Origin of the sequence: Promicromonospora panici (genome assembly GCF_900608595.1) — a bacterium.
GTDB classification, from domain to species: Bacteria; Actinomycetota; Actinomycetes; order Actinomycetales; family Cellulomonadaceae; genus Promicromonospora; species Promicromonospora panici.
Genome location: NZ_UWYY01000004.1, coordinates 237821 through 263556 on the forward strand (window position 1 = coordinate 237821; position 25736 = coordinate 263556).

Annotated in this window: 27 protein-coding genes; 9 read left to right on the top strand and 18 right to left on the bottom strand. The window is 70.1% G+C overall.

What is annotated here, in order from left to right:
* Positions 1 to 40 precede the first annotated feature (40 nt).
* On the top strand, positions 41 to 397 hold the full coding sequence (locus EW117_RS06250) for a VOC family protein (RefSeq protein ID WP_129784774.1): 357 nt from the start codon (positions 41 to 43) through the stop codon (positions 395 to 397).
* An 81-nt stretch (positions 398 to 478) separates the two neighbouring features.
* On the opposite strand, the gene EW117_RS06255 is transcribed toward EW117_RS06250, so the two are convergent.
* Positions 479 to 1558, bottom strand: a complete 1080-nt coding sequence (locus EW117_RS06255) for an HAD family hydrolase (protein ID WP_207211770.1) — start codon at positions 1556 to 1558, stop codon at positions 479 to 481.
* Between the two features lie 10 nt (positions 1559 to 1568).
* On the opposite strand from EW117_RS06255, the gene EW117_RS29320 reads away from it, so the two are divergent.
* Both EW117_RS29320 and def read left to right on the top strand, forming a co-directional pair.
* On the top strand, positions 1569 to 1709 hold the full coding sequence (locus EW117_RS29320; RefSeq protein ID WP_165362522.1) for a hypothetical protein: 141 nt from the start codon (positions 1569 to 1571) through the stop codon (positions 1707 to 1709).
* 35 nt (positions 1710 to 1744) lie between these two features.
* Positions 1745 to 2311: a peptide deformylase gene (gene def, locus EW117_RS06260; RefSeq protein ID WP_129784778.1), complete on the top strand. Its 567-nt coding sequence runs from the start codon at positions 1745 to 1747 to the stop codon at positions 2309 to 2311.
* A gap of 723 nt (positions 2312 to 3034) precedes the next feature.
* Here def and EW117_RS06265 read toward each other — a convergent pair.
* The gene (locus EW117_RS06265; protein ID WP_129784780.1) at positions 3035 to 4219 is read right to left on the bottom strand and encodes an epoxide hydrolase family protein; all 1185 of its coding nucleotides are present in this window, start codon (positions 4217 to 4219) and stop codon (positions 3035 to 3037) included.
* 82 nt (positions 4220 to 4301) lie between these two features.
* On the opposite strand from EW117_RS06265, the gene EW117_RS06270 reads away from it, so the two are divergent.
* Positions 4302 to 4883, top strand: coding sequence for a CGNR zinc finger domain-containing protein (locus tag EW117_RS06270; protein WP_129784782.1), 582 nt, complete (start codon positions 4302 to 4304; stop codon positions 4881 to 4883).
* A 25-nt stretch (positions 4884 to 4908) separates the two neighbouring features.
* Here EW117_RS06270 and EW117_RS06275 read toward each other — a convergent pair whose 3' ends face one another.
* Both EW117_RS06275 and EW117_RS06280 read right to left on the bottom strand, forming a co-directional pair.
* Entirely contained in the window at positions 4909 to 5292 is a 384-nt protein-coding gene (locus EW117_RS06275) for a VOC family protein (protein ID WP_129784784.1), read from the bottom strand.
* Between the two features lie 77 nt (positions 5293 to 5369).
* Positions 5370 to 5747 carry a hypothetical protein gene (locus tag EW117_RS06280; RefSeq protein WP_129784786.1) on the bottom strand — a complete coding sequence of 126 codons (378 nt, stop codon included), beginning with the start codon at positions 5745 to 5747 and terminating at the stop codon, positions 5370 to 5372.
* Positions 5748 to 5867: 120 nt separating this feature from the next.
* Here EW117_RS06280 and EW117_RS06285 point away from each other — a divergent pair, with 120 nt between their 5' ends.
* Positions 5868 to 6443 (top strand): shikimate kinase, encoded by a 576-nt coding sequence (locus tag EW117_RS06285; RefSeq protein WP_129784788.1) that lies wholly within the window; start codon positions 5868 to 5870, stop codon positions 6441 to 6443.
* Positions 6444 to 6571: 128 nt separating this feature from the next.
* Here the strand turns inward: EW117_RS06285 and EW117_RS06290 are convergent, their stop codons facing one another.
* Both EW117_RS06290 and EW117_RS06295 read right to left on the bottom strand, forming a co-directional pair.
* Positions 6572 to 7804 carry a hypothetical protein gene (locus tag EW117_RS06290; protein WP_129784790.1) on the bottom strand — a complete coding sequence of 411 codons (1233 nt, stop codon included), beginning with the start codon at positions 7802 to 7804 and terminating at the stop codon, positions 6572 to 6574.
* A 17-nt stretch (positions 7805 to 7821) separates the two neighbouring features.
* A complete protein-coding gene (locus EW117_RS06295) occupies positions 7822 to 9126 on the bottom strand; it encodes a hypothetical protein (RefSeq protein ID WP_129784792.1) in 1305 nt (434 codons plus the stop codon).
* A 422-nt stretch (positions 9127 to 9548) separates the two neighbouring features.
* Here EW117_RS06295 and EW117_RS06300 point away from each other — a divergent pair, with 422 nt between their 5' ends.
* From EW117_RS06300 to EW117_RS29675, 3 genes are read left to right on the top strand one after another with little or no spacing between them, the layout of a single operon-like run.
* Positions 9549 to 10232, top strand: coding sequence for a YceI family protein (locus tag EW117_RS06300; RefSeq protein ID WP_129784794.1), 684 nt, complete (start codon positions 9549 to 9551; stop codon positions 10230 to 10232).
* Positions 10233 to 10281: 49 nt separating this feature from the next.
* The gene (locus tag EW117_RS06305; RefSeq protein ID WP_129784796.1) at positions 10282 to 10782 is read left to right on the top strand and encodes a sigma-70 family RNA polymerase sigma factor; all 501 of its coding nucleotides are present in this window, start codon (positions 10282 to 10284) and stop codon (positions 10780 to 10782) included.
* Entirely contained in the window at positions 10779 to 11627 is an 849-nt protein-coding gene (locus EW117_RS29675) for an anti-sigma factor family protein (RefSeq protein WP_129784798.1), read from the top strand. The genes EW117_RS06305 and EW117_RS29675 overlap by 4 nt, the downstream gene beginning before the upstream one ends.
* Here EW117_RS29675 and EW117_RS06315 read toward each other — a convergent pair.
* The 3 genes from EW117_RS06315 to EW117_RS06325 form a co-directional block, all read right to left on the bottom strand.
* A complete protein-coding gene (locus EW117_RS06315) occupies positions 11622 to 12131 on the bottom strand; it encodes a nitroreductase/quinone reductase family protein (RefSeq protein WP_165362523.1) in 510 nt (169 codons plus the stop codon). The genes EW117_RS29675 and EW117_RS06315 overlap by 6 nt on opposite strands.
* 94 nt (positions 12132 to 12225) lie before the next feature.
* Positions 12226 to 12597, bottom strand: coding sequence for a hypothetical protein (locus EW117_RS06320; protein ID WP_129784802.1), 372 nt, complete (start codon positions 12595 to 12597; stop codon positions 12226 to 12228).
* Positions 12598 to 12822: 225 nt separating this feature from the next.
* On the bottom strand, positions 12823 to 13656 hold the full coding sequence (locus EW117_RS06325; protein ID WP_129784804.1) for an SDR family NAD(P)-dependent oxidoreductase: 834 nt from the start codon (positions 13654 to 13656) through the stop codon (positions 12823 to 12825).
* A gap of 66 nt (positions 13657 to 13722) precedes the next feature.
* On the opposite strand from EW117_RS06325, the gene EW117_RS06330 reads away from it, so the two are divergent.
* The gene (locus tag EW117_RS06330) at positions 13723 to 14307 is read left to right on the top strand and encodes a TetR/AcrR family transcriptional regulator (RefSeq protein WP_129784806.1); all 585 of its coding nucleotides are present in this window, start codon (positions 13723 to 13725) and stop codon (positions 14305 to 14307) included.
* Positions 14308 to 14311: 4 nt separating this feature from the next.
* Here the strand turns inward: EW117_RS06330 and EW117_RS06335 are convergent, their stop codons facing one another.
* The 9 genes from EW117_RS06335 to EW117_RS06375 form a co-directional block, all read right to left on the bottom strand.
* Positions 14312 to 15850, bottom strand: a complete 1539-nt coding sequence (locus tag EW117_RS06335; protein ID WP_129784808.1) for a sulfatase family protein — start codon at positions 15848 to 15850, stop codon at positions 14312 to 14314.
* A 4-nt stretch (positions 15851 to 15854) separates the two neighbouring features.
* Positions 15855 to 16829 carry an aliphatic sulfonate ABC transporter substrate-binding protein gene (locus tag EW117_RS06340; protein WP_129784810.1) on the bottom strand — a complete coding sequence of 325 codons (975 nt, stop codon included), beginning with the start codon at positions 16827 to 16829 and terminating at the stop codon, positions 15855 to 15857.
* 103 nt (positions 16830 to 16932) lie between these two features.
* Positions 16933 to 17742: an ABC transporter ATP-binding protein gene (locus EW117_RS06345; RefSeq protein ID WP_207211771.1), complete on the bottom strand. Its 810-nt coding sequence runs from the start codon at positions 17740 to 17742 to the stop codon at positions 16933 to 16935.
* Positions 17739 to 18551, bottom strand: coding sequence for an ABC transporter permease (locus EW117_RS06350; RefSeq protein ID WP_129784812.1), 813 nt, complete (start codon positions 18549 to 18551; stop codon positions 17739 to 17741). The genes EW117_RS06345 and EW117_RS06350 overlap by 4 nt, the downstream gene beginning before the upstream one ends.
* Positions 18548 to 19762 (bottom strand): ROK family transcriptional regulator, encoded by a 1215-nt coding sequence (locus EW117_RS06355; protein WP_129784814.1) that lies wholly within the window; start codon positions 19760 to 19762, stop codon positions 18548 to 18550. The genes EW117_RS06350 and EW117_RS06355 overlap by 4 nt, the downstream gene beginning before the upstream one ends.
* A gap of 113 nt (positions 19763 to 19875) precedes the next feature.
* Entirely contained in the window at positions 19876 to 22185 is a 2310-nt protein-coding gene (locus tag EW117_RS06360) for a glycoside hydrolase family 43 protein (RefSeq protein WP_207211772.1), read from the bottom strand.
* A gap of 234 nt (positions 22186 to 22419) precedes the next feature.
* Positions 22420 to 23256, bottom strand: a complete 837-nt coding sequence (locus tag EW117_RS06365; RefSeq protein WP_129784816.1) for a carbohydrate ABC transporter permease — start codon at positions 23254 to 23256, stop codon at positions 22420 to 22422.
* A 2-nt stretch (positions 23257 to 23258) separates the two neighbouring features.
* Entirely contained in the window at positions 23259 to 24206 is a 948-nt protein-coding gene (locus tag EW117_RS06370) for a carbohydrate ABC transporter permease (protein ID WP_129784818.1), read from the bottom strand.
* Complete coding sequence (locus EW117_RS06375; RefSeq protein WP_479725107.1) at positions 24203 to 25552, bottom strand: ABC transporter substrate-binding protein; 1350 nt, start codon at positions 25550 to 25552, stop codon at positions 24203 to 24205. The genes EW117_RS06370 and EW117_RS06375 overlap by 4 nt, the downstream gene beginning before the upstream one ends.
* Between the last annotated feature and the right edge of the window lie 184 nt (positions 25553 to 25736).

Genomic DNA, 25736 nt, shown 5'->3' on the forward strand with positions numbered 1-25736 from the left:
GGACCGATGACTTTCATCCGGGAGACCCGTCTACTGCTGCATGAGTGAATTCCTTTCCGATGGTCTCGAGCTGTTCGCGGTCAGCTGCGTGGGTGACTATGCGGCCACGTATCCCTGGTGGGAGTCCTTGCTCGGCACACCGCCGTCGTTCAAGGCCACACCGACCGAGGCCGTGTGGGAGGTCGCCCCGCACCGCTGGATCGTGCTCGAAGAACGCCCCGAACGCGCCGGCAACGCGACGCACACGCTCTACGTGGGCGACCTCGATGCCCGAGTCGCGGCGATCTCCGCCCGCGGCATCGAGCCGAGTGATCACGAGACGTATGGCGACGTCCGCAAGGTGATCTTCCGCGACCCCGAGGGGAACGAGATCGGCTTTGGCGGCAACCCTGCGTGACAGGTTCTGATCTGCCCCGCGCGGCGGCGCGAGTGCTTGATATGGCTTCGACACGGTTTGAGGCTGGCCGAGGCTGAGGCGTCAGCGTGCGAGCGGCAGCTCGAACCCGGCAGGGCCGTCGTCCGTGAGGCTCGCCCGCCAATGGGCCCGACGGCGACCTTCGTCGCCTCGTGGATAGTTGAGCCCGGCCTCCCTCACAGCCGACTCGATCCCGCGCATCGTGACCCCGGCCCCTGCCGGGACCGGAGCATGCCGAATCCAGGAGCACTCACTCAGGACCCACACCTCGGTGCGGCTCAGACCCGTCGTCGGTCCGTGCCAGACCCGCACCACGACGGAGTGGCTGGGTGCCGTTCGGACGGCGATAGCCAGCTGGGCCGCGAGACGCGACATCGACGACGGATCGACCTCGGCAGGGAGCAATGAGTGCAGGACAGCGACGGCGCCATGCTGGTCGATCGTGCCCGTGACCTCGTCCGCGGCCTGCCGCACGAGCTCCGGGGCGTGACCCATCGCCACTCCACGTTCGGCCCAGCCCAGCATCTCCAGATCGTTGGCGCCGTCGCCCACGGCAACCGTAGCCTCGGACGCGATGCCGAGGCGCGTTCGCAGTCGTTCGAGGGCCGTGGCCTTGCTCGTCCCGGGCGCACTCGCGTCAATCCAGTCGGGTCCGGCGGGCGTGACCGTAGCGCCCGCCGTGGCCAGTGCATCAATGTGCCGATCCAGGCCAGGGGCGTGTATTGCGACCCTTGTCGCTGGTGCGGCGCACAAGTCGGCGACTGAGACCTTCTTCTGCTCGCCGTTGAGCAATCCGGGATCGAACAGCGCGTTGACGCGCCAGCCCCAGCCGACTTCTTCGACGCCGACTCGTGCGCCAGGCACCAGTGCCAGTGCCCGGTGGATCACCAGGCCGGGAGCGAACCGGCGGGCATCGTCGATGACGTAGCCCGACGGGACGTCGGCGTCCAGGCGCACGGTCATGGTGCCGTTCGAGGACGCCGCGAATCCCTGAGTCAGCCCAAGTCTGATGGCAATCGGCATCAGGCCGACCAAGGATCGACCGGTCGCCAGGACAACCTCGTGTCCCGCGGCCCGCACGAGGTCCAGCGCGTCGACCGTCCCCGCAGGGACCGGCGCGCTGCAGGTCATCGTGGACCCCACGGGGCGCACCATGGCGGGAAAATGGGTCGGGTTCGACAGCGAGTTTCAGGTGGACTCCGGGCCCTGGACCCTCGACCTCGTCGACGCCGCCACGGACGAAGCGACACTTGAGCGGTACAACAGGAGCCCCGTGGAGCCGGACGCCGATTGAGGCTCTCTCGACCGCCCGACAAGAACGGACCACGCATGCCCCTTCCCTGCAGCGACAGCTCCTGGATCGACGGAGCCGTCGACGACGACGTCGTCACGATCGGCGACCCACGGCTCAAGGCTCCCACTGCGGCGATCGACGCCGGGGAAGCAGCCGAGCTGCTGGGAATCCTGGTCACGCGCCTGCGGGAGCTCAACGGCGCCGGCCTGGCCGCGCCACAGATCGGCGTCTCGGTCAGGGCCGCGATCGTCGAGGTCCGCAGGACCGACGTCTTCCCGGACCGGCCCGAGACGGGCCTGATCCAACTGCTCAACCCCGTCATCATCGAGCGTTCCGACGAGACGACACTGGACTGGGAGGGCTGCTTCAGCGTGCCCGGCTACTTGGGACTGGTCCCCCGAGCCGAGGGCGTCACCGTCGGGTACACGACCGAGACCGGCGAGACGGCTACCAGGAAATTCGAGGGCTACACCGCCCGCGTCGTCCAGCATGAGATCGACCATCTCGACGGCCTCGCGTACCTCGACCGCATGCCCGACATGACCACCCTCACCACAGCCCAGAACTACCTCGACCACCACCGTCCGAAGTCAGGCCGGTAACACCCTGCACCTGAGCCTCGTGTGCCCTCCCGGCAACACGAGCTGACTCGTGTTCAGCAGGCTTCGGCAGAGCCATAACCCCTGGGGTTACGGCTCTGTCCGGGCCTGCTGAACCGGAGTCAGCCCACAGCCACCGCGGCGGCGCTCAGTCCGCAACGGGATCTGCGCGTTGCACTTTCCTCCGCGGCCACGACGTCGTCTGCGGGTTTCCGTGCATGTCGTCGAAGGACACCGTCGCCCGCATCGCACGGGTGACCCAGACATCGGCGTCGAACCGAGCTCGAATGGTGCCGTCCAGGAACGGGTCGACCCGCCCAGGAGAACCGTCTGCGCGAGGTCCAGAGTCATCGCGGGCTCGTCGGCGGTCCCGTCATGGCGCAGGCGCTGCACGGGACGGTCGAAGTGGAGCGTGCACAGGACGTTGTCGATCGGCATCCGGCCAGGGTTCGTCAGCGTGACCTCGAGGACCCACGCCGCGGACCCGTCAGCATCCGCCTTGTGCGGCGCGACCGTCGGTTCCCACATGACCGAGACGGCCTGGGTCTCCAGACGCTTGACCTCGCGCTGCTGCCGGACCAGCTCGCGAACCTGCCAGCCGGCGAACACGGCCGCTGCGACCGTCGCCACCGCAACGAAGAGGTCGGCCACTCCCTGGGCATCAAACACGGCCTCATCCTGGCACTACGCCTTACCGCGCAGGCGTCTGACCAGGAGAGTTCACCCTCAGGCTTCCGCACTGCCGGTTGCGGCCAGGACTGCCGCGAGGCCCTCCTGCAGGTCCTTGACGAAGTACTCGGGAACCTCCAGCGACGGGAAGTGACCGCCCTTCGCGGGCAGAGTCCATCGGACGATCTGCCGGTACCGCTCCTGCGCCCAGGGGCGCGGACACTTCTCGACGTCGCGGGGATACATCGTGAGTGCCGATGGGACGTCGACCCGAAGGTCGGGGTCCAGCGAGTTGTGGCTCTCGTAGTAGATGCGGGCCGCGGACGCGCCGGTCCGAGTGAGCCAGTACAGGGTGACGTCGTCGAGAACACGGTCTCTGGAGATCGTCTCGAACGGGCTGTCCTCGGTGTCCGACCACTCGGCGAACTTGTCGAGGATCCAGGCGAGAAGTCCGACCGGCGAGTCGACGAGCGAGTAGCCGATGGTCTGCGGCCGGGTCGCCTGCTGCTTCGCGTATGCCCCACGGCGGCGCCAGAAGTCGCGAGTTTCCTCAGCCCACTCACGCTCGACCGCCGTCAGCCCGTCCATCGTCAGCCCGGGCGGTCCCTCCGCGAACGTCGTGTGGATGCCGAGCACGTGCTCGGGGAACCTGCCGGCGAGGACCGTGGTGATGTTGCCGCCCCAGTCGCCGCCGTGGGCCGCGAACTTGCTGTATCCGAGCCGTCCCATCAGTTCCACCCAGGCGGCCGCGATCTTCTCGGTTCCCCACCCGGTGGTCACGGGCTTGTCGCTGTAACCAAAGCCCGGCAGTGACGGGACCACGACGTGGAACGCCGGTGCGTCCGCGTCTTTCGGATCTGCCAGCTCGTCCACGACGTCGATGAATCGAACGATGCTGTCCGGCCAGCCGTGCGTCAGGAGCAGAGGGGTGGCGTCCGCGCGGGTGGACCGGCGGTGCAGGAAGTGAATTCCCAGACCGTCGATGGTGGTGCGGAACTGGCCGATCTGGTTGAGGCGCGTCTCGAACGGCCGCCAGTCGTAGTCGGTGCGCCAGTAGTTCACGACGTCGACGACGTCGGCGAGAGGAACTCCCTGCTCCCATCGACGAGGGTCGGGCGCGGCACGGTAGACCGTCTCGGCTTCCGGCAGCCGTGCTGCGGCCAGTCGCGCGCGGAGGTCGTCGAAATCGGCGTCGGATGCGTGCGCTTCGAATGCCTGCACGTTGCTGGTCTGTGTGGACATGAGACCTCCCGGGCATCGGTGAACCGTCTATGACGGTTCTAGCAGACGTCGAGACGAGGGCGCAACCGGCTATGGTGGTTCCATGCCCGCTCAGTTTCCTGAATTTCGCCTCGGCAAGGTGCTGGCCACCAGCTTCACGGCGACCCTGACGGAGCGACGTGGCGACGCTCTGGAACGCATTCCCACGCCGAGCCGACTCGTGGACTGGCTGGCGGTGAGCGGCCTCGCCGTGGAGTCCTGCACCGCTGCCCAGCACGAGCGCGCCCGAGAGCTGAGGGAATCCATTCACGCCGCCGCGACAGCGGCCGCGCTCGGAGAGCCCCTCCCCGCGTCGGCTGTCGCGGTCATCAATGACTACAGCGCTCAGGGTCGGGCCGCGGCTGTCCTGACGCCCGAGGGCAATCGGCAATGGCGGCTGAGCTCGGCTTCCTCCGTAGAGGACGCCCTGGGCGTCATCGCCGCCGACGCGATCAGCATCATCGCGGGCGAACGCGACGGAAGGCTGGCCTTGTGCGCATCGCCGACCTGCCAGGCCGCCTTCTTCGACACCAGCCGAAGCCGCAGCCGACGATGGTGCGACATGGGCACGTGCGGCAATCGTGAGAAGAAGGCACGCTTTAACGCCCACAAGCAGGAAGTTCGCGCATCAGCGAAGCAGTCATAACGACGGCGTTCGCCGGCATTCACGCTCAGGAAGACATCGCTGCGCGCTCGGCCGCACCTTGGAGAACGCAGAATTCATTGCCTTCCGGGTCGGCGAGGACGACCCAGCCGCCACCGTCCGGTCCCCGGTGATCGGCCACTTGGGTGGCTCCGAGATCCATCAGCCGCCCGACCTCTTCTTCGCGGGTGGTCTCCGGACGGAGACACATGTGAAGCCGGTTCTTGATGGTCTTGGGTTCCGGCACCTGGTTGAAGAAGAGGACCGGGCCGCCGGGCAGCATCACTTCGGTCTCATGATCACCGGGTTTGTCCTCCGGATGCATCGCGGCGTCGAACACCTGACTCCAGAACCGAGCGAGCTCGTAGGCGTTCGCACTGTCGATCGCCACGTTCTGCAACATCGAGACCATGCGTGAGAGCGTGCCCGACGCTCCTCCAGGGCCGCAACCAGAATTCGGCCCTCCTGAACGACGATCAGAAACAGGCCCTAGTGCACCCAGCGTTCGTACTGTACGAAGAACCGCGCGGCCCCCGCCTCCACATCGATCACCCCGGCACACGCCCGCCGAAGGTCGAGCAGACCTCGGAAGGTGCACTCCCGACCGTCGGGCAGCGTCTCGGCCGCCAGCTCCTCGCCGGACATCCCGGCTGGGCCTTGAGCCGTCAGCTCCAGCCAGCAGCCGCCGGACGCGCAGCCCATGTCCTCGGCGGTCACGCGGGCGCCGTCGGGCAGCGCAGGGAGGGCCGACGCCGGAGGCATGGCCGACTCGTCCAGCGCCAGCGCCAACGGGGGCAGTACCAGGCCCACCGCCGCGACGACCGCGAGCGCCGCAACTCCCCTGACCACCGTTCGGGCTCGCGTCATGGGCGGACCCTACCGAAACCCCTCGAGGGCCGAGCCGGCCAGGACGCCGGAGCGTCTCCCCTCCTGCCAAGGGTCAATGGGTGATACTGGCGGACATTTCGCCCAGCTCAAGGAGCGCTCATGATTCTGGTTGGTCCGCTAGCGGCAGGGAAGTCCACGCTCGGCGCTCTCGTCGCGGAGCGCCTCGGGCACCCTTTCGTCGACATCGACGACATCGCCTGGTCCTACTGCGCCGAGGTTGGCTGGTCCCTGGACCGGCTCCTCGAACGCGACAAAGCCGTGGGATGGGCTGCCGCGGAACGCGAGTGGGAGCCGGCCCGCGTGCACGCCGTGGAGCGCACTGTGGCGGAGCACCCGGAGGCGGTCATCGCCCTGGGCGCCGGCTACACGAGCTTCACCACGCCCGACTACGCCGAGCAGGTGCGCCGGGCGCTGGCACCGATCCCCGACGTCGTTCACCTGGTGCCCAGCCCTGACCCGGCCCGTTCGGTCGTGGTGCTGCGCGAGCGTGCGGTCGCGAGCAGGGGGAAGGACTGGATCATCGACGGCCAGGACTGGATCGCTCGGTGGGTCGCCGACCCACTCGCCGCCGAGGTCGCCGCAGCCACCGTCTTCACCGACGGGATCAGCCCGGAGCAGTCGGCCGAGCAGCTCGTGCAGCTCCGCGAATGTCTGCTCGCGGAGCTGGCCGCTTAACCGGCGTCACCAGCGCCCGCCGGACCTGACCGGCCACACGACGCGGGTGACGGTGTCGCCGGTGGCGGCCTTGGTCCCGGACCAACGTCGCATGGAGGTCACCTCGGGCCGAAGCTGCAGGTCAGGTCTCACCGGTCGTAGAACTCCATCCTCCAGTCGATGGTCCAGTTGCCCGGCTCGTACTCCAGCACGATCGGGCCGCTCGTCCCGCCCACGATCTGGTACGGCGTGGTCTGGAGCGCGGTGTCGGGACCGCCGGAGATGTTCAGGATGCCGTCGAACTTGTCGAGAGTGGCGAACGCGGAGAACGGGCCGCCGCAGACCTCGGTGGTCTCGCCGACGTCGGTCCGGACCGCCATCGCGACGTAGGACCGTCCGCCCGGGACCATGCCTACGCCGAACCAGGGACTCTCGGGGCACTCGTCCGGGCCGTCCGACGACCACATCAGGACCCGGGACCCCCAGCTCGTTCCCACCGAGCGAGAGTAGAACCGGTGCTCCTCGCCGACCAGCCCGGCCCAGACCAGCCGAGTGCGGGAGTCGCTCGCGGCGAGCTCGGCCCGGCTGCTGGTGCGGAACTGGTAGGTCGGCATCGTGGTGCTGCTCGCCTGGCGCCAGAGCTTGTTGCGGGCGAGCAGCGTCTCCCGCCCCTCACCCTCGGTCACGAGCCTGAGCCGCGGCCTCGGGTGCTCCACGGTGCCGATCGGCACCGACGGCGACCAGGTGGTGGCCCCGGGCTGGATCACGGTGCGCCGGATCTCCGCCGTCGTCCCCTTCGGCACGGCCCAGACCACGGTGACCTTGCCCGCGTTGTTGATGGCCACGTCCCGGGGCACGTCGATCAGGACCGACGGGACGCGGTTGGTGACCCAGGAGCCGCCTCGTTCCAGGCGGCTCAGGTACGACCGTCCGCCCGGAGCGCTCCACAGCAGGGCGGCGTCGCCGTCCTTGTTGCCAACGAGCTTCGACGTCCCGATCTCCTGCGCAGTGATCGTCACGGGGTCGTCCCAGCCCGTCCCGTTGAACACGTAGGACGCGTTCCCGGCAACCGCCATCGCGTAGTCACCCGGGCTGCCCGCGATCACGCCGCCCGTGGTGACGGGTGGTATCTCGAGACGTTCCCACTCGAGCCACCGGCCGCGCTCCAGCCACGAATGGTCCTCCTCGCCAGGCTCGGGGAGGCTCAGGCTGTACACCCGGCCCGCACCGGAGACGGCGACGTCACGATGGACGTTCCCCTCTGGGGCTCGCCAGCCGAACGCCGGGTCTCCCGGGTCGGCCGACGCCGCCGTCGTACCGGCGACGAGCGATGTGGCAAGGACACCGGCCGCGATACACGCGGCCACGACTGTTCGACGCACGACGACTCCAGGTGGGTTCAACGGTTGAAGAACTGCATCGAGTACCGGCCGTCCGGCTGGTCCTCGCTGATCGGGTCGGCGTGGTCGTCCCAGTTCTTGAACTCCACGACGACGGGGCCGGCGGCCGCGGCCGCGACCTGGAACTCGTCACCGACGGCGAAGTAGCCGAGCGGCTGCTCGTTGAGGACGCTGTCTCTGCGATCGACGACGAGGAACGACGCGATGTCCGGGCACACGCCGTCGCTGTCGACACCTCGTTCGATGCCTGCCGCGACATACGACCGGCCGCCGGGGACCATGCCGATCCCGAGTGCGATGGCGCCGATCCCCGCGCCGGTGCGGCATTGGGACGGCGGCAGGGCGTGCGACCAGAGGGTGGTCTGCGGGCGCCGACCGCTGTCCTCGAATCGCACCGAGCGGATCGAGTAGCCGGTCTCGGTCGCGACGGGCCAGACGACGCGCGTCGTCGACTCACCCGTGGCGAGGAGCCCGCGAATGCCGATGCGCATCTGGTACTCGTGCGGTTCGCTCGTGTGCGGCTGCCGCCAGACGCGGTTGCGCGCGATGATCGTCTCGCGGCCTCTGCCATCCGAGTCGATAGCGAGGTGCAGCTGGGTGTTCTCTCCGGTGCGGTTCACCGTCCCGACCAGCTGGCGCCTGCCCTCCGAGGTGGTACCCGCACGCACGCTCGTCCGGACGATGCGCGAGTAGTAGTCGGTTGGCGTCGAGAACCCCACCGCCCAGACCGCCGTCGTCTTGCCCTGCTCGTTGATGACGACGTCGGCGGGGTAGTCCGTGTACACATATCTGAGCTCCTGCACGACCCACTCGCCGCCGTGCGGGAGACGCGCCAGCATCGTCCTCCGCGGGTCGGACAGCTTCAGGACCACCGCGACATCACCCGCGGAGTTGGCGTCCATGGTCGCCTCGCGGACCTCGCCGTCGTAGAACGTGGCGATGTCGCTCCACGCCTCACCGTCGTGAACGCGGTACCGGGCGGGCCCGTCCACGGTGAACCTGACGTCCACGGCGTAGCCGTCAGCGCCCGTCGCCAGGCCGGCCCAGCTGGCGCCTTCGGTCTCGGTCCGGACCCAGTCGTTCCGGTACCCGTGCTCCAGATAGGAGATCGGCTTGTACCCCGGCTCCGAGTTCGCGTCGACGAAGACCCGGCCGGACGGCGCGACGGAGACCTCCCGATGCGCCTCCTCGGGCCTCGGCTCCCAGCCGGGCAGCGGGTCGCCAGGCGCGGCCGACGCCGGTGGCGCGACCGCCCCCGCGACGAGAAATCCTGCCGCGAGAAGCACGACTACAGACCGACGCATGAATGCCTCCAGGAGTCAGCGTCACGTGCCGCTGACACCCGGGGCCGGAGGCGTCGTCGCCCGAGGCCGGGGTGCGCGCGGCCTGCTTCGATGGTGGCACGGCCCCGCGGAGCCCGCGCGCCCATTCACCCTGGTCCGGACCGTTTCACCCCATGTGTTGACGGCTCGCGCGTGAACCTCGGCGTCCGCTGGCTTGGCAGCAACTTCGGTCACATGTCATCGCGCGCAGATGAGATCGGTCGCCGACTTCGGTCCCATGCACCACCAGCAACCGACCGAAGTCACCGAGCCCCGTCACGCGCACCACCAGCACGCACCCCTCGGACCCCACTTCGAACCCGGATTGAACCGATCTCCCCATTCACCCGTAGTGAGGGGCAGAGGCCGGCAACGGGTCGGCCTGCGAACGAGAGGGGCGGAGCGTGCGCAGAGGGACAAAGGTGGCGGTCGGTATCGGTGCGGCGGTAGTCGTGGTCGGTGGGGCGGCAGCAATCTGGGGACCGGGCCTGTACGCGGACTGGGCCAACAGCGCGGCGGCGGAGGAGCCCACGCTCGAGCAGTCGGCGGTTCCGCTGCCCGACGCCGAGGCGGCCGCCGGCACCTGGACCGTCGGCGACGGGTCGTTCGCCGGGTACCGCGTCGACGAGGTGCTGAACGGCGAGGACGTGACGGTCACGGGTCGTACCGAGGAGGTGACCGGCTCGGTCACGGTCGCGGACGGCTCGATCACCGACGCCGCCATCGAGGTCGACATCGCGAGCGTGGCGACCGACGAGGCCCCCCGCGACGCGTACTTCCGCGACACGGCGATGCAGGTCGGCGAGTTCCCGACGGCGACCTTCGAGCTCACTGAGCCGGCGCCGATCGAGGAGGGCGCCACCGCCGTCGAGCTGACGGGCGACCTCACCATCCACGGCGTCACGCAGACCGCCACCGTCGAGGCCGAGGTCGCGGGAGACGCGACCAGCGGCGACCCCGTGCAGGTCATCGGCAGCGTTCCGATCACGTTCGCCGACTTCGGCGTCGAAGCGCCGTCGCTGGGCTTCGTGACGGTGGAGGATGAGGGCAGCATCGAGTTCTCGCTGCAGCTCCAGCCCGGGCAGTAACGGGGCGACGCGAGCGGCGGCGGGACCATGACCAGGAGAGGATCTGCCTGTGGGCGCCGAGGATGAGCTCCTCGCAGCGGTGCACGACACACATGCCGGTGCGCTGTACCGGTACGTCGTGCGCCGCACGGGCGACGAGGAGGAGGCGCGCGACGTCGTGCAGGAGACCCTGCTACGCGCGTGGCGGCACCCCGAGGTGCTCGAACGGTCCGAGGAGCACGTGCGCGCCTGGCTGTTCACGGTCGCCCGGAACCTCGTCGTCGACCACCTGCGCAGCGCCCGCCGCAACCGCGAGCACACCGGTCACGTGCCCGACCGCGAGGAGCGTGACGCGACCCAGGCCGTCCTCGACTCCTGGCTCGTCGCCGACGCGCTGGTGTCACTGTCGCCGGCGCACCGGGCGGTGGTCGTGGGCGCGTACTACGGCGGCCGCTCGGTCGCCGAGCTCGCCACCGAGCTGGGCATCGCGCCCGGGACGGTGAAGTCGCGGCTGCACTACGGGCTGCGTGCGCTGCGCCTGGCGCTGCAGGAGAAAGGAGTCACATCATGATCCCGGCGTCTGAGGCAGGACACGGCGGCGACTACTACGCCGAGTGGGACGCGGCGTACGTGCTCGGCGCCCTGAGCCCGAGCGACCGTCGCGCCTATGAGCGGCACCTGGCCGACTGCGACGCGTGCCGCGCCGCCGTGGCCGAGCTCGCCGGCATGCCCGGCCTGCTCGGCACGCTCAGCCCGGCACATGCGGAGGCACTCGTCGCGGAGGCACCCGGAGCGGCGGAGCTGCCCGACGGCGGTCCGGCCGGCCCGTCCGGCGTCGGCCGGGATGGCGACTCCCGTGGCGACACCGGTGCCGAGCTCGCGCCGGTGATCCCGCTCGCGAGCCTCGCCCACGCGGCCCGCAGGTCCCGGTTCCGACGCCGGACGCTGGGCGCCGTGGCCGCGAGCGCCCTGGTCATCGCGGGGACGATCGGCGGTTCCGTGCTGACCGACCGTGGTGTGTTCGGCTCGCCGGACGGTGCGGGCACGACGCCGCCGTCGGCTGCCGTCGTGGATGCCCGGACGATCCAGCTGCGCCCCGTGGCCGGGGCGGACATGCGTGCCCAGCTGGTCGCCACGCCCACCGACTACGGGACGAAGCTGGAGTGGCGCTGCCACTATCCGCCCAGGCCCGGGCAGCAGGGGTCCGATGGCGGCTACGTGCCGCCGGAGCCGATCAGGTACGAGCTCGTACTGGTCGGCCGGGACGGTGCGCGCACCGTCGCGGCGACGTGGACGTGGTCGGGCGGTACGTCGCCGGGCCTGGACGCGTCGTCGGCGCTGCCGCTGACCGATATGGACCGGATCGAGATCACTCTCGACGGGCAGGAGGAAGCGCTCGCCACGGCGACGCTATGAGTGCACGTGCGGCTCGGGGTGCGGTTCGGGCCGCGGTTCCAGGATCACGACCGCCGTCTCGACCGAGCGGAGCGCGGCGTAGCCGTCGAGGTTCGCGTCGATCTCCTGCCACCTGGCCCACAGCCGCTCCCGCTCCTCGCCCCGGGCGGCCCTGGCGGTGACGAACCGGGATCCGTCGGCCAGGTCCACGGTGGCCTCGGGATGTGCCTGGAGATTGAGCCACCAGGCCGGTTCGCCGTCGGCCCAGCCGTTCATCGCCAGGGTGATGAGGTTCGGGCCGTCCTCGACGTAGGCCAGGATCACGCTGTGCTCGCATCCGGTGCGGCGGCCCGTCGTGATCACGCGCAGGGTGCCCCAGCTGCGTGCCCTCGGACGACGGAGGCCCACCCGGCCCGCCGTGACCCGGTACAGACCGCGATGCAGCGCCCACGCGGTGCGGACGAACCAGCGCGGTGGGACCCGCGGCGCTGCCTCGCGCTCGGCTGACTTGTGTTCGTTCGACACGCTGACCCTCCGGGCTCGGATCGAGCCGCCTGCCAGTGCTCCACCCTCGCAGGCAAGCCTTCACCACCAGGATAGAAACCTCGCCCGGATGCGGCTATAGCCGAGCGACCAGGAAGCTCAGCACCGAAAGTACGAGGCACAACGGTGCCATGGTGTACCGCTCCGGCTTGCTCCGGGATATTCCGTTCATCCCGATGCCGAGCACGAAGTAGGCGAACACCACCCACATGGCCACCGCGGGGAACGCCCCCGGAAACACGTCGGTCAGCCCGGCGCGATCGAGCCCGACCAGCGCGATGAGCGCGTAGATGAGAATCGAGATTCCGCTGCCGACGCGCAGGCGGGCGGGCAGGACCCGGTGCTGACCGCCCCAGGCGAAGTGCCCGATCGGCGCGCCGAGGATCAGCGCGATCTGGAAGACCGCCAGCACGGCGAGCAGGACGGCGAGAAGCAGCGCGGCGGTCACATTCGGGAGTGTAGGGGCGCGCTGGTGCGGGCAGGAGGAAAGTACGGCGGGTTCACCCGGTGGCCCGCAGCACGGACAGCTTGCCGTGGAGCGGTGCCGAGCCGTTGTTCACCGTGCCGTTCCCGAAGTCGCCGTGCGACTTGGCCCAGACGTGCTGGTTGTGAGCGCGATCTTGGCGCCTACGCGCCCGTTCTAGGCGCAACGATCACGCCCACAACCAAGCGGTCAGTGGTTCTCGGGGACCGTGATCGTGCCCGGGTCCGCGATGACGGCCACCCCCATCCGGCCGCCGTCGACGTCGAGCACCGTGCCGTGCACGAACTTCGCGTCGTCGGAGGCGAGGTAGACCACAGCGGCGCCGATGGCGTCCGGGTGGCCCGGTCCGCCCGCAGGTGTGCCGAGCGTGATGCCGCCCGCGAAGTCGACGGACGGGTCGAGCTCCGGCGGGCGGATGACCCCCGGTGACACCGCGTTGACGCGCACGCCCTGCGGGCCGAGCTCGGCCGCCCAGGCACGGGTGAGCGTCTCGAGCGCGCCCTTGGTCGAGGCGTACAGGCCGCCCACGGGCAGCGCCAGCCGAGCGGCCCACGAGCCGAGGTTGATGATCGCGCCGCCGCCGTCCGCGACCATGTGGGGCGCCACGGCCTGGGTGAGGAAGAAGGGCGCCTTGACGTTCACGGCGTAGTAGCTGTCGAACGTCTCGGAGTCCGTGTCGGCCAGCACCGTGGCCGAGTAGATCCCGGCGTTGTTGACCAGGATGTCGATACGCCCGCCGAGCACGTCGGCCGCCGCGCCTGCGAGGGCATGGCTCGCCTCCGGGCTGCCGTCCAGGTCGGACGCGACGAAGTCGGCCTTGCCGCCCCGCTCGCGGATGCCGGCCACCACCTCTTCGCCGCGCCGCACGTTCCGCCCGGAGACGACGACGTGCGCCCCCTCCGCCGCGAGCGCCTGCACGATCGACCGGCCGATGTTTCTGGTGGATCCGGTCACGAGGGCGGTCCGGTCCTGAAGCCGCCGCCCGTAGCCCGGCTGAGCGTGCTGAGTCGTCTGCTGTGTCATGCGTCGGACGTTAGGAACCAAATTTTGGACTAGCAAGTCCAGAAAAACGCTCGTACTGTCGGAGCCGTGAAGCTCACGCCGAAGGGCCAGGCGACCCGTCAGCGCATCATCGAGGGCGCCGCCGAGTACCTGCGCAGCAACGATCCGGGCGCCGTCACGCTCGACGACGTCCGTGCCGTCACCCACACCAGCAAGGGGCAGCTCTTCCACTACTTCCCGGACGGCAAGGAGGAGCTGCTGCTCGCTGTCGCGCGACACGAGGCCGGCCGGGTGCTCACCGACCAGGAGCCGCACCTCAGCGCGCTCGACACGTGGGAGTCGTGGTCGGCGTGGCGCGGCACGCTCCTGGCCCGGTATCGCGCGCAGGGCCGGTACTGCCCGCTCGGCGCGCTGATGGACCAGGTGTCGAGCACTCCCGGCGCGGCCTCGGTCGTGTCCGAGCTGCTGGGCCAGTGGCAGGGGCGGGTCAGCACCGGGGTCGTCACTATGCAGGGCAACGGCCTGGTCAGCACGGACCTGGACGCCGACCGGATCGCCGGGGCCTTCGTGGCCGGCATCCAGGGCGGCGTCCAGGTATTACGCGCCACGGGCAGCACGGACCAGCTGGAGGCGCTGCTCGACCTGATGATCGACTATCTCCGCCGCCCCTGACCCCTTACTTCGCCGCGTACGTCGTCTCGTCGAGACCCGACTGGGTCGGGTCGTGGTCCACCTCGCCGACGTCGTACATCGTCGTCATCCAGTGGTAGAAGTTGTCGCCGCGTTCGCGGAGCAGCCGGTACAGCCGCCCCATCATGCGCCGCTGGACGTCCGCCAGCCCCGGCTCGTCGTAGACGTTGGCCAGCTCGTCCGGGTCGGTCAGCAGGTCGTACAGCTCGTTCACGGAGTCCGGGTTGACCACCAGCTTGTACCGGTCGTCCCGCAGCATGCGCTGCGGGTACGGGAAGTGGTGCCCGTGGAACTCGCACACGATGTCCTGCTGCCACGGCACGTCCTCCCCCCGGGCCAGCGGCAGCAGGCTGCGCGAGTCCACCGCCGGCTCGGGGTCGATCCCGGCCAGCTCCAGGATCGTGGCCGTGCAGTCCAGCAGGCTCACGAACTCGGTGCGCACCTGGCCCGCCGGTCCACCCGGCACCCGGAGCAGGCCCGGCGTGCGGTAGATGTCCTCGTACATCGCTGGGCCTTTGTCGTGCAGGCGGTGCGCCCCGGTGAACTCGCCGTGGTCGCACGTGAAGAACACCGCCGTGTCGTCGACCAGACCCAGCCGCTCCAAAGCGTCCATGACCCGGCCGATCTGCTGGTCGATCAGCGTCACGTACCCCCAGTAGACGGCGATCAGCTTGCGCGTCACCTCGATGGGCATCGTGTCGAACGTCCAGTGCGCGCTGTAGTTCGCCTGGACCGGCGGCTTGCCCTCGAAGGTCTCGGCGATCGAGGCCGGCAGCTCGACGTCGGCCGGGTCGAACATGTCGAAGTACTCGTCCGGCACGATGTACGGCAGGTGCGGCCCGAAGAAGCTGAGCTCCAGGAAGAACGGCCGCGCTCCCGACCGGTACTCGTCCGCGTAGCGCTCCAGCAGCTCTATCGTCCGGGTCGCCAGGTAGTGCTCGAACGTGGCCTCCACGGGCTGGTGCAGCCGCGCCGCGAGAAGGTTGCCCGGACCGCCGTTGGGCAGCGTGCCGCGCACCCTGTCGCTGATCTCGTACGGCGGCAGGTCGTGTTCACGCAGGTAGGCCAGGTAGTCCTCGTTCTCCACGGGGTTGTGCCACCCCGGCAGGTCCGGGCCGTCGAACCCGAAGTGACCGGCGTTCTTCACCGTCCCGGTGTGCCACTTGCCCACGAGCCCGGTGTTGTACCCGTGCTCGCGCAGCGCCTCGACGAAGGTGAACGTGCCGTCGGCCAGGTCCTCCTGATAGCCCACGTTGCGCTCGTGGTTCGCCAGCACCTGGTGCCGGAACGGCGCCTGCCCGGTGAGCAGGCTCGCACGTGACGGCGTGCAGATCGCCGTCGGCGTGTACCACCGGTCGAACCGTGTGCCGGTGCGGGCCAGCTCGTCGAGCACCGGCGTGGACGCGTGCGGGTTGCCGTAGGTGCCGAGCGTGTCGGCCCGGTGCTGGTCGGTCATCAGGAACAGGACGTTCCGCCGCGGCGTCGCCCCGGTCTCGGCGCCCGGATCGGTCGGTGCGTCTGCCACCGGGTCACTCACCCGCCTTGACGAACTGGTCGCCGGTGTAGAACTCGCTCGGCTCCACGGGCTCCTCGAGCTGCCCGGCCCCGACGAAGTAGTCCTGCATGCCGGTCAGCCACGTGTCGACCGTGCCGTCCTGCGTGAGCTCGTCGATCTCCTCGACCGTCAGGACCTGCACGTTGGCGGCGTCCGCCTCGACGTCGGCCACGTCGAGCTTGTTGAAGTCGGCGGTGAGCTGGATCGTCTCGTCCATGTGCTCCGACCGGTAGGTCATGGCCTCACGCAGCACCTTGAGCACGGCGTCCACCTTCTCGGGGTCCTCGGCGACGACGTCGTTGCCGGCCACGAACGCCGTCGGGAAGGCGACGGTCTCCTCGAAGTCGGTGTTGTCGGCGAGCTCGACCAGGTCGGGCACCTGCTCCTTGACGGTCGCGAGCGACGGGTACCAGAACCCCGCGGCGTCGACCTGGCCTGACGACAGCGCCGCCACGATGGCCGGCGGCTCCATGGGCACGAGCTCGACGTCGTCCTTGGTCATCCCCACCTCCTCCAGCGCGAGGGTGAGGATCATGTCGCCCGACGTACCCTCCGGCACGGCGACCGTCTTTCCCTCCAGGTCCTCGACGGACTCGATGCCGGGCTGCGCGACGACGCGGTCGGCCCGGCCGAGCGTGTTCAGCGCGACGATCTTCGCCTGGCCCGACGCGGGCAGCCAGAACGCGCCCGGGCCGATGTACCCGAAGTCGAGGTCGCCGGTGCCGAGCGCCTGGATCTGCAGCGGCCCGTTCGTGAACGACGACGTCATGGCGTCGATGCCGTGCTTCTCCCACAGCCCCTGGTCCTCGGCGATGGCCAGCAGGCTGGTGCCGTTGAAGTCGGGGATGTAGCCGAAGTTGACCTCGATGGTGCCGCCGTCGCTCCCGCCGGCGGCGTCGCCGGAGGAGCAGGCGCCGACCGACAGCACGAGGGCGAGGCCGGCGAGCATCGCACCAAAGCCTCTCTTGGAAAATGGCAGAGCCCTGGAAATTCGCATGGGGGTGTCCTTAGTAATGGTTCGGGGTACGGCGGGGAAGCTGGTGGACGGCGGGCTAGCGCCCGGCCGGCTGGTGGTAGACGGCGCGCCACACGCGGTTGCGCAGCTCGCCGAACTCGGGGCTCAGGCGCACCTCCTCGGTGCGCGGGTAGGGCAGGTCGACGTCGATCACCTCGTGGATGCGGCCCGGCCGGGCCGCCATGACCACCACGCGGCCGGCGAGGAACACCGCCTCGTCGACGTCGTGCGTGATGAACAGGACCGTGCGCTTCTCGCTGCTCCAGGTCTCGAGCAGCTGCTCCTGCAGGCGCACTCGCGTCAGGGCGTCGAGCGCGCCGAACGGCTCGTCCATGAGCAGGATCGACGGGTTGACGGCGTAGGCGCGGGCGATGGCGCAGCGCTGCTTCATGCCGCCCGACAGCGTCTTGGGCAGCGCGTCGGCGAACTGCTCCAGGCCGACCAGGCGCACGTAGTGCTCGGCGCGCTCGCGCCGCTCGGCGGCGGGCAGTCCCGCGACCTTGAGCCCGAACTCGACGTTCTTGCGCACGGTCAGCCAGGGGAACAGCGCGTACTGCTGGAAGATGACGCCGCGCTCCGGCCCGGGGCCGGTCACGCCGGCGCCGTCCACGAGCACCTCGCCCGACGTCGGCGTCTCGAGGCCCGCGACGATGTTCATCAGGGTGGACTTGCCGCAGCCCGAGGGGCCGACCACAGTCACGAACTCGTTGTCGGCGACGTCGAGCGAGACGCCGTCGAGAGCGACGAACTCCTCGTCCTTGAGCGCGAACGTCTTGCGGGTGTCGCGCACCGAGATCTTCGCGGCGTCCGTCATGGTCCTGGGGGTCTCCTGCGTGGTGGTGGTCATCGTCGCTCCTGCCATCCGGTGAGCTTGGTCTCCGCCGCGAGCAGCAAGCGGTCCATCACCAGGCCGAGGACGCCGATGACGACGATGCTGACGAAGATCGTCGCGAGGTCGTAGTAGGTCTGGGCCTGCTGCATGCGGGACCCGAGGCCCGCCTGCGCGGCGAGCAGCTCGGCGGCCACGAGGGTGGCCCATGCCGACCCGAGGCCCACCCGCATGCCGACGAGGATGAACGGCGAGGACGCCGGCACGACGACGCGGAGGAAGATCGTGCCGTCCTTCGCGCCGAGCACGCGGGCCGCGTTGATGAGCGTCCGGTCGACGCTCACGACACCCTGGTACGTCGAGATGACGCACGCCAGGAACGCCGCAAGGAAGATGACGAACACCTTGGGCAGCTCGCCGATGCCCATCAGCACCAGCACCAGCGGCAGCAGCGCCAGCGGCGGGATGGTGCGGAAGAACTGGATCCACGGCTCGAACAGGCCCCGGGCCGGCGTGTACCAGCCCATGAGGAACCCGACCGGGATAGCGGCGGCCGAGCCGAGCAGGAACCCGGCCAGGACGCGGCCGAGGCTCGCCGTCAGGTCCTCCATCAGGGTGCCGTCGGCGGCCAGCTCGACCGCCTTGGCCAGCACCTCCGGCGGGGTCGGGAGCTGGAGCCCGCTGAGGGCCAGGAGCCACCAGATCCCGATGCCGCCCACCACCGAGACGGTGTTCAGGACGAGCAGGGTGGTTCTCTTCCCCGTGCGACGCCGGGGTGGTGACCCGTTCTTCGCCGCGGTGGGGGTCGACACGGTCGACGTTGTCACAGGACTCTCCTCGGTACGTCAGTGGTCTCGGGCACGGGGTATCCGGCCAGCAGGGGGGAAAGGTGGAAGGCTGCGGCGAGCGCGCCGAGCGCGCCGTCGGTATCGCGCAGGCGCCCGGCGCGCACGACCAGCGACTCGCCGGTGGGCAGCGGGTGCAGCTCGTAGTGCAGGGTGGCCGCCGCCTGCTCGACGATCACCGGCGCGACGCGCGTGATCTCGCCACCGATCACGATCTCGGCCGGGTCGAGGGTCAGGGCCGCCATGCCGAGCACGCGCCCCACGGTCGCGCCGACGTCGCGCAGCACGCCCTCGACCACCGGGTCGCTGGTGGCGACCACCGCCGCGAGGTCGTCCAGGGACTCGACCTCGACGCCCTTGGCGCGGCACGCGGCGAGCACGGCCGGCGCCGACGCGACGGTCTCCAGGCAGCCGCGCTTGCCGCAGCGGCACTTGGTTCCGGCGGGGTCCACGGAGACGTGGCCGAGCTCGCCCGCGAACCCGTGCGCCCCCGTGCCGATCCGGCCGCGGACGACGAGGCCGCCGCCCACGCCGTCCGACAGCCGCACGTACAGGAGGTCGCTCGCGCTCTCGGGCTGCGACACGGCCTCCGCGAGCGCCGCCAGACGCGTGTTGTTGTCGACGACGACGGGCGCGCCGAACCGCTCGGCGAACGCCGCGTGGACGCCGTCGGGAGCGGAGCGGCGAGCCCACGACACCTGCTTGGCGTCGGGCCGCCGGCCGCCGTAGGGCCCGACGACGCCGATGCCGACCGCCTGGAGCTCGCCGAAGTGCAGGCCGTGCTCGCGGGCGAGCCGGTCGATGAGCTCGAACGCGAGGTCGAGCCGCTCGGACCAGGTGGTGTCGTCGTCGTAGTGCTCGACGCCGGAGGCGACCGTCTCGCGGGTGGCGTCGGCGACCGCGGCGCGGACGCGCCGGTGGCCGAAGTCGACGCCGAGGTACTGGCCCGAACCGGGGTCGAGGGCGAGCCGTTCGGCGGGCCGGCCGCTGCCCCGGCGGGTTGCGGCGTCGGTGTCGAGCACGACGATGGCCCCGCGCCGCAGGAGCTCGGCGGTGGTCTCGGAGAGGGTGGTCCGCGAGAGGCCTACGCGCCGGGCGAGCTCGGCACGGCTCAGCGGACCGTCGCGCAGCGCACCGAGGACGCGGCCCTCGTGGGTGCGGCGTGCGGTGCTGCCGGGTGTCGTCGTCGACATGCTGTGACCATAAGGACCCCCGAATTTTTCCGTCAACGACCCGGCAAAAAACACCCTGAATTTCGCCGAACCCCAACCAAAATCTCACCCCCTTTCGTTGGGTGGGCGGGCGGTCAGGGCATGTCGTAGGTGCGGACGTAGTCGAAGGTCGCCGTCGCGCCGGGGGTGTTCATCGCCACCAGGCCGATGCGCAGGTCCTTGTCGTTCGGCAGGGTCCAGACGCCGCCCCACTGCCAGGTCTCCCCGTCCGTGCTCGACGCCATGCGGACCTCGTGCTCGCCGTTCGCAACGTCCTCGTGGGCGTAGAGCCGCAGCCAGGTGGTGCGGGCGGGGGCGGCGCCCCACATGGGCGAGGCGTGCACCGCCGTCGGCGGCGTGGTGGTGGGGCGCGGGCCCTCCTTGGTGAACTCCACCTGCTGCGCGACGCTCCCCGGCTTCCGCGCGAGCCCGACCTGGGAGTGCACCAGCTTCACGAACTGGTCGTCGTCGCCGTACAGGACCAGGCCGGCCTGCTTGTTCACGCCGACGCCGTCGAGCTCCAGCTTCGTCTCGACCAGGTAGTCGCCCTCGGGCGCGTCGCGCGTGAGCACGGACGCCGTGTTGCTGCCGAGGTGCAGCTCGGCGGCCTGGGTCGGCCAGGTGAACGCGCCGTCCTCCTGGCGGACGCCGTCGGCGGGGCCGCGCACCCAGGACCAGCCCGAGCCGTCGTCACCGGGCGCGACGTCGCCGTCGAACTCGTCCGAGCTGTCCGGCAGCAGCTCGCCGGGCTCCGGGTCGGCGACACGTTCGGTCACCGGCTCGGCCGCGGTGGCGAGGCTGACGTTGTCGGCGTCGGCCGTACCGCGCGCGGTCACGCCGACGGGGACGCGGGTACCGAGGGTGCCGGTGGCCGCAACCGAGCCGGACCCGGGCGCCCGGATATCCAGGGTCACCGTGCCGAGCGGATCCTTGATGTTGTCCGCGGAGACGGTGGCCGTGAAGGTGCCGGAGGCCGCGTCCCGGTCGAGGGTCACGACGTTCCAGTCCTCGTACGGGAAGGTCTCCGGCAGGTCCGTTGCCGTCCGCAGGGCGCGGGGACCCCGGCCCACCTCGACCTGCAGCTCACCCGCGCGACGGTCGACCCAGGCGATGGCGCGGCCTGCACCCTCCCCGAGCGCGAGGCCGGCTGCGCCGTCGGCCCCGGTGACCCGCAGGTCGGCCTGGGCGCGCAGGTCGCCGTCGGCACGCGCGGCGCTGACCAGGGACGACTCGTCGAGGCGCACGTACGAGCCGGCGTCGGGATCCTCGGTGAGGGCGACTTCGCCGTCCGCCGTGAAGCCGTCGAGGGAACCGTCGGCGAAGGTGGTGCCGACCGCGCCCGAGGTGACCGGGGCAGGTTGCGGGCCCGACGACGGCCCGGCGCCGGCGTTGACGACCGGCCAACCACCGATCCAGTCCAGCCGGTCGATCATGAGCGGGCGCTTCGACAGCCTCAGCACGCCGTTGCGGGTGTCGACCGGCGGGAAGTCGGGGTCGTCCGTCGGGATCGCGTGGTAGGCCATCCAGTCCTGACCGGCCAGGTCCGTGAGCACCGCGTGGTGGCCCGGGCCGGCGAACCCGTTGCCGTTCGATGTCAGGACGTAACCGCCCTTGGACGACTCGGCCATGAGGTCGACGCCGTCGTCATCCAGGAACGGGCCGCGCGGGCTCTCGCTGCGGCCGACCTTGACCGTGTAGCCGCTGAACGCGCCCTCGCAGCAGCCCGCGTCGGAGTACATGAGGTAGTAGAGGTCGTCGTGCCGCACGACGAAGGCACCCTCCATGCGGCGCCCCTGCGCGACCTGGGTCACGGGACCGGTGAGCTCGGTGGCGTCGGGGCTCAGCTCCGAGACGCAGACGACGTCGTAGCTGCCCCAGTACAGGTAGAGGGTGCCGTCGTCGTCGGTGAACAGCGCCTGGTCGATGTTGCCGGTCGGGCAGCCCGCGACCGGGGCGGACGGGACCAGCAGCTCGTCGCGGTGCGTCCACGGCCCGGTAGGCGTCGGCGCGGTGGCCACCGCGAGGCCGCCCGTGGACAGGCCGTACGTCAGCACGTATTCGCCGTCGAGGTAGCGGATGTCAGGTGCCCAGGCGCGGGAGTTGTCGCGCCAGGTGCCCGGGACGTCGTCGGCGTCGATCACGTCGCCCGCGTACTCCCAGTGCGCCAGGTCCTCGGAGCGCAGGATCGGCAGGATGCGCTCCCCTGTCTCGCCCCGGCTGTTGAACACTGGGTTCTGCGTGCCGTACGCATACCAGGCGCCGTCCTTGCCGCGGATCACCGCGGGGTCCGGGAACGTGTCGGTGACCCCGGCGGAGACGGGGTTGGTGTAGGTGGTGGCGTCGGCGGCGTCCGCCAGCTGGGCCGGGACCATCGCCGAGGCGAGCACGGCCGCGGCCGCCGCCACAACCCATCCGGTCCGGCGTGAACTACCCGATCTCCATCGATCTGATCCACGGCGCATGCGCCCATCGAACGAACGCGGAGTTCTTCCGGCAAGTACCCGACAAAAAACATCGGAAACTCCGCAGCACCTGGGTCCGGAACACGTGCGCCCGGGGAAGGTAACGGAGAGCTAGCACTGCTCCCTGTCCGTTACCCCTCCCCGGGCGGCCGTGCTCCCCCGGCACGCCCCACCGTCCTACTTGATCGCGCCCATCGACAGCCCCCGCACGAGCTGCTTCTGCGCGATCCACCCCGCCAGAATGACCGGGAGGGACGCCAGCAACGCTGCCGCGCAGAGCCTGGCGAGGAACAGGCCCTCGCTCGTCATGGTCGACACGATGAGCACCGGCACGGTCGCCGCGCGCGACGCCGTGAGGTTGAGCGCGAAGAAGAACTCGTTCCACGCGAAGATCACGCAGATGAGCGCGGTCGCCGCGATCCCGGGCGCCACCATCGGGATGAGCACGGACCGCAGGGTCCGCATCAGCCCGGCGCCGTCGACGGACGCCGCCTCCAGCACCTCGCCCGGCACCTCCAGGAAGAACGACCGCATCATCCACACCGCGATCGGCAGGTTCATCGCCGTGTACAGGACCACGAGGGTCCAGATGTTGTCGAGCACCCTGAGCTGCCCGGCCACCACGTAGATCGGCACGATGACGGCAACGACCGGCAGCATCTTGGTGGAGATGAAGAAGAACAGCACGTCGCTGACCTTCTCCACCGGCCGGATCGACAGCGCGTACGCCGCCGGGATCCCGAGGAGCAGCACCAGCACGGTGGACACCCCGGTGGCGATCGCGGAGTTGCCCACATAGGCCGCGGACCCGCCCTCGATCACGGCGCGGAACTGGTCGAGCGTCGGTGTGAAGAACCACGTGGGCGGGTCGGACGCGGCCTGGTTCTCCTGCTTGAACGCCGTCATCGCCATCCAGAGGACGGGGAAGAAGAACCCGATGGCCAGCAGCCAGGTCAGCGTCGTCAGGGCACCACCCGTGGTTCGACGGCGGTACGCGCGCGTGACGTCGGACATGCTCACTCCTTGACCTCGAAGCTGCGGAAGATGAGGCGCAGCGCGGCGGAGGCCACGATGATCGTGGCGATCACGACGACGACGCCCATGGCGGCGGCCTGCCCGATGTCGAACCCGAGGAACGCGCGCTGGTAGATGTAGAACGGCAGGTTGGCGCTGGCGGTACCGGGACCGCCCGCCGTCATGAGATAGATCTGGTCGAACGTGTTGACCACGTAGATGATCCCGAGCAGCACGCCCAGCTCGATGTACCGCCGCAGGTGCGGCAGCGTGATCGACTGGAAGGTGCGCCACGGCCCGGCGCCGTCGACGGAGGCGGCCTCCAGCACGTCCTTCGGCTGGGCCTGCAGCCCGGCGAGCACGAGCAGCATCATGAACGGCGTCCACTGCCAGACCAGGGCCATCAGGATCGCGACGATCGGGTAGGTCGAGGTCCAGTCGACCGCCTCGATGCCGAACAGGCCGAGCGCCCAGTTGAACAGGCCGTACGTCGGGTTCAGCATCGCCACCGACCACAGCACCGACGTCGCCACCGGCATCACCAGGAACGGCGTGATGAGCATGGTGCGGGCCACACCACGCCCGAAGAACGGGCGGTCCAGGAGCAGCGCGAGCACGATCCCGAGGACCATCGCCACCAGGACGCAGCCGAGGGTGATGACCACGGAGTTCCAGGCGGTCTGGCGGAACGTCGAGTCGACGGCGATGTCGACGTAGTTCGACAGCCCCACGAACAGGTCCTCACCGGGCCGCAGCAGGTTCTGCGAGCGCAGGGAGTACCAGATCGTCACCAGGAACGGCAGCTGCGTGACGATGACGGTGAAGATCAGCGCGGGGAGCAGCGGGCCGCGCCGGCGCCAGCCCTCCGCGCGGCTCACCGCACGCGCGGACGCCTCGCGGCGGGCGGCGCGGCGCGAGCCTTCGAGCCGGTCGATGGTCGAGGTGCTCATTGCCCCTCCTGGGCCCGGTAGGTCTCCGCCACGGTTTCGGCGTAGCGCTGGGACTGTGCGATCGCCTCGTCCACGGAGACCTGGCCGGCGATCGCCGCGGACATCTGCTGCCCCACGCGGGTGCCGAGGTCCTGGAACTCCGGGATCCCGACGAACTGGATGCCCGGATAGGGCACCTCGTGGGTCATGGCGGACTCCTGGGTGGCCCCGTTCATCGACTCGAGGGTCGCGTCGGCGTAGGCCTGTGACACCTCGGCGTACTCCGGGATCTCGTAGGTGGACAGCCGGCTGCCGGGCGGCACCCGCTCCCAGCCGAGCTCCTGGCCCACCAGCTCGATGTACTCCTTGTTCGTCATCCAGGACACGAAGTCCCAGGCGGCGTCCTTGTGGTCGCTCGTGGACGGGATCGCCAGGGACCAGCTGTAGAGCCAGCCCGCGGAGTCCGTCTCGGCGACGGGCGCCGGCACGTAGCCGACGTTGCCCGCCACGGTCGACGACGCGGGGTCCTCGACCGAGGAGACCATGGAAGTCGCGTCGTACCACATGGCCGACTGGCCCTGGGCGAAGCGCGTAAGGCAGTCGCCGAAGCCCGACGTCGCGGCGCCCGGCTGCCCGTACGTGCGCAGCGTGTCGATGTAGGTCTCGATCGCCTCGCGGCTCTCCGGGGAGTCAAGCGTCGCGTTCCACTCGGAGTCGAACCAGCCGCCGCCGAACGTGTTCATCACGGTGGTCATGGGGGCCATGTCCTCGCCCCAGCCGGCCAGGCCGCGCAGGCAGATGCCGGAGAAGTCCTGCGCCGGGTCGTGCAGCTCGCCGGCCAGCTCGCGCACGTCGTCCCACGTCGGGTTGGCGGGCATCTCGAGGCCCGCTTCCTCGAACACGTCGGTGCGGTAGGCCAGGAACGACGACTCCCCGTAGAACGGCACGGAGTACATGTCGCCGTCGTACGAGAGGGCCTCGCGGACGCTGGGGACGAAGTCCTCGGCGTCGTACCCGTCGGTGCGCTCGATGTACGGCTGCAGATCCTCGATCCAGCCGTTCTCGGCCCACATGGGCGTCTCGTAGTTGGAGATCATGACGACGTCGAACTCGCCGCCGCCGGTCGCGACCGAGGCCGTGATCTTGGCGCGGGCCTCGTTCTCGGGCAGCGACACGAACCGCACGTCCACGCCCGGGTGGGCGGCGCGGAACTCGTCCTGCAGCGAGATCGCGTCCTGCATCTGCGGGTTGGACACGATGGCCACGACTATCTGCTCGCCCTCACCACCGCCTACCGCGCCTGCTCCGGCACAGCCGGAGAGGGCCAGCGCGACGGCGGCCGTCGCGGCCGCCAGCGTCGCTCTCACCGAAGTACCCCTCGGAGGTCGGAACATCCTCGTCCTCTCCTCGGCACGGCATCCGCGCCGCGCTCATCTGAGAATATGACTTGCTCATCTGCATCCGCAGCGTAGTTCGGTATGCTCAGGTGAGCAAGGCCCACCCAGACAAGTCGCTCAGATGTTCCCGCTGACGCCTGCGGGAGTGAGGACG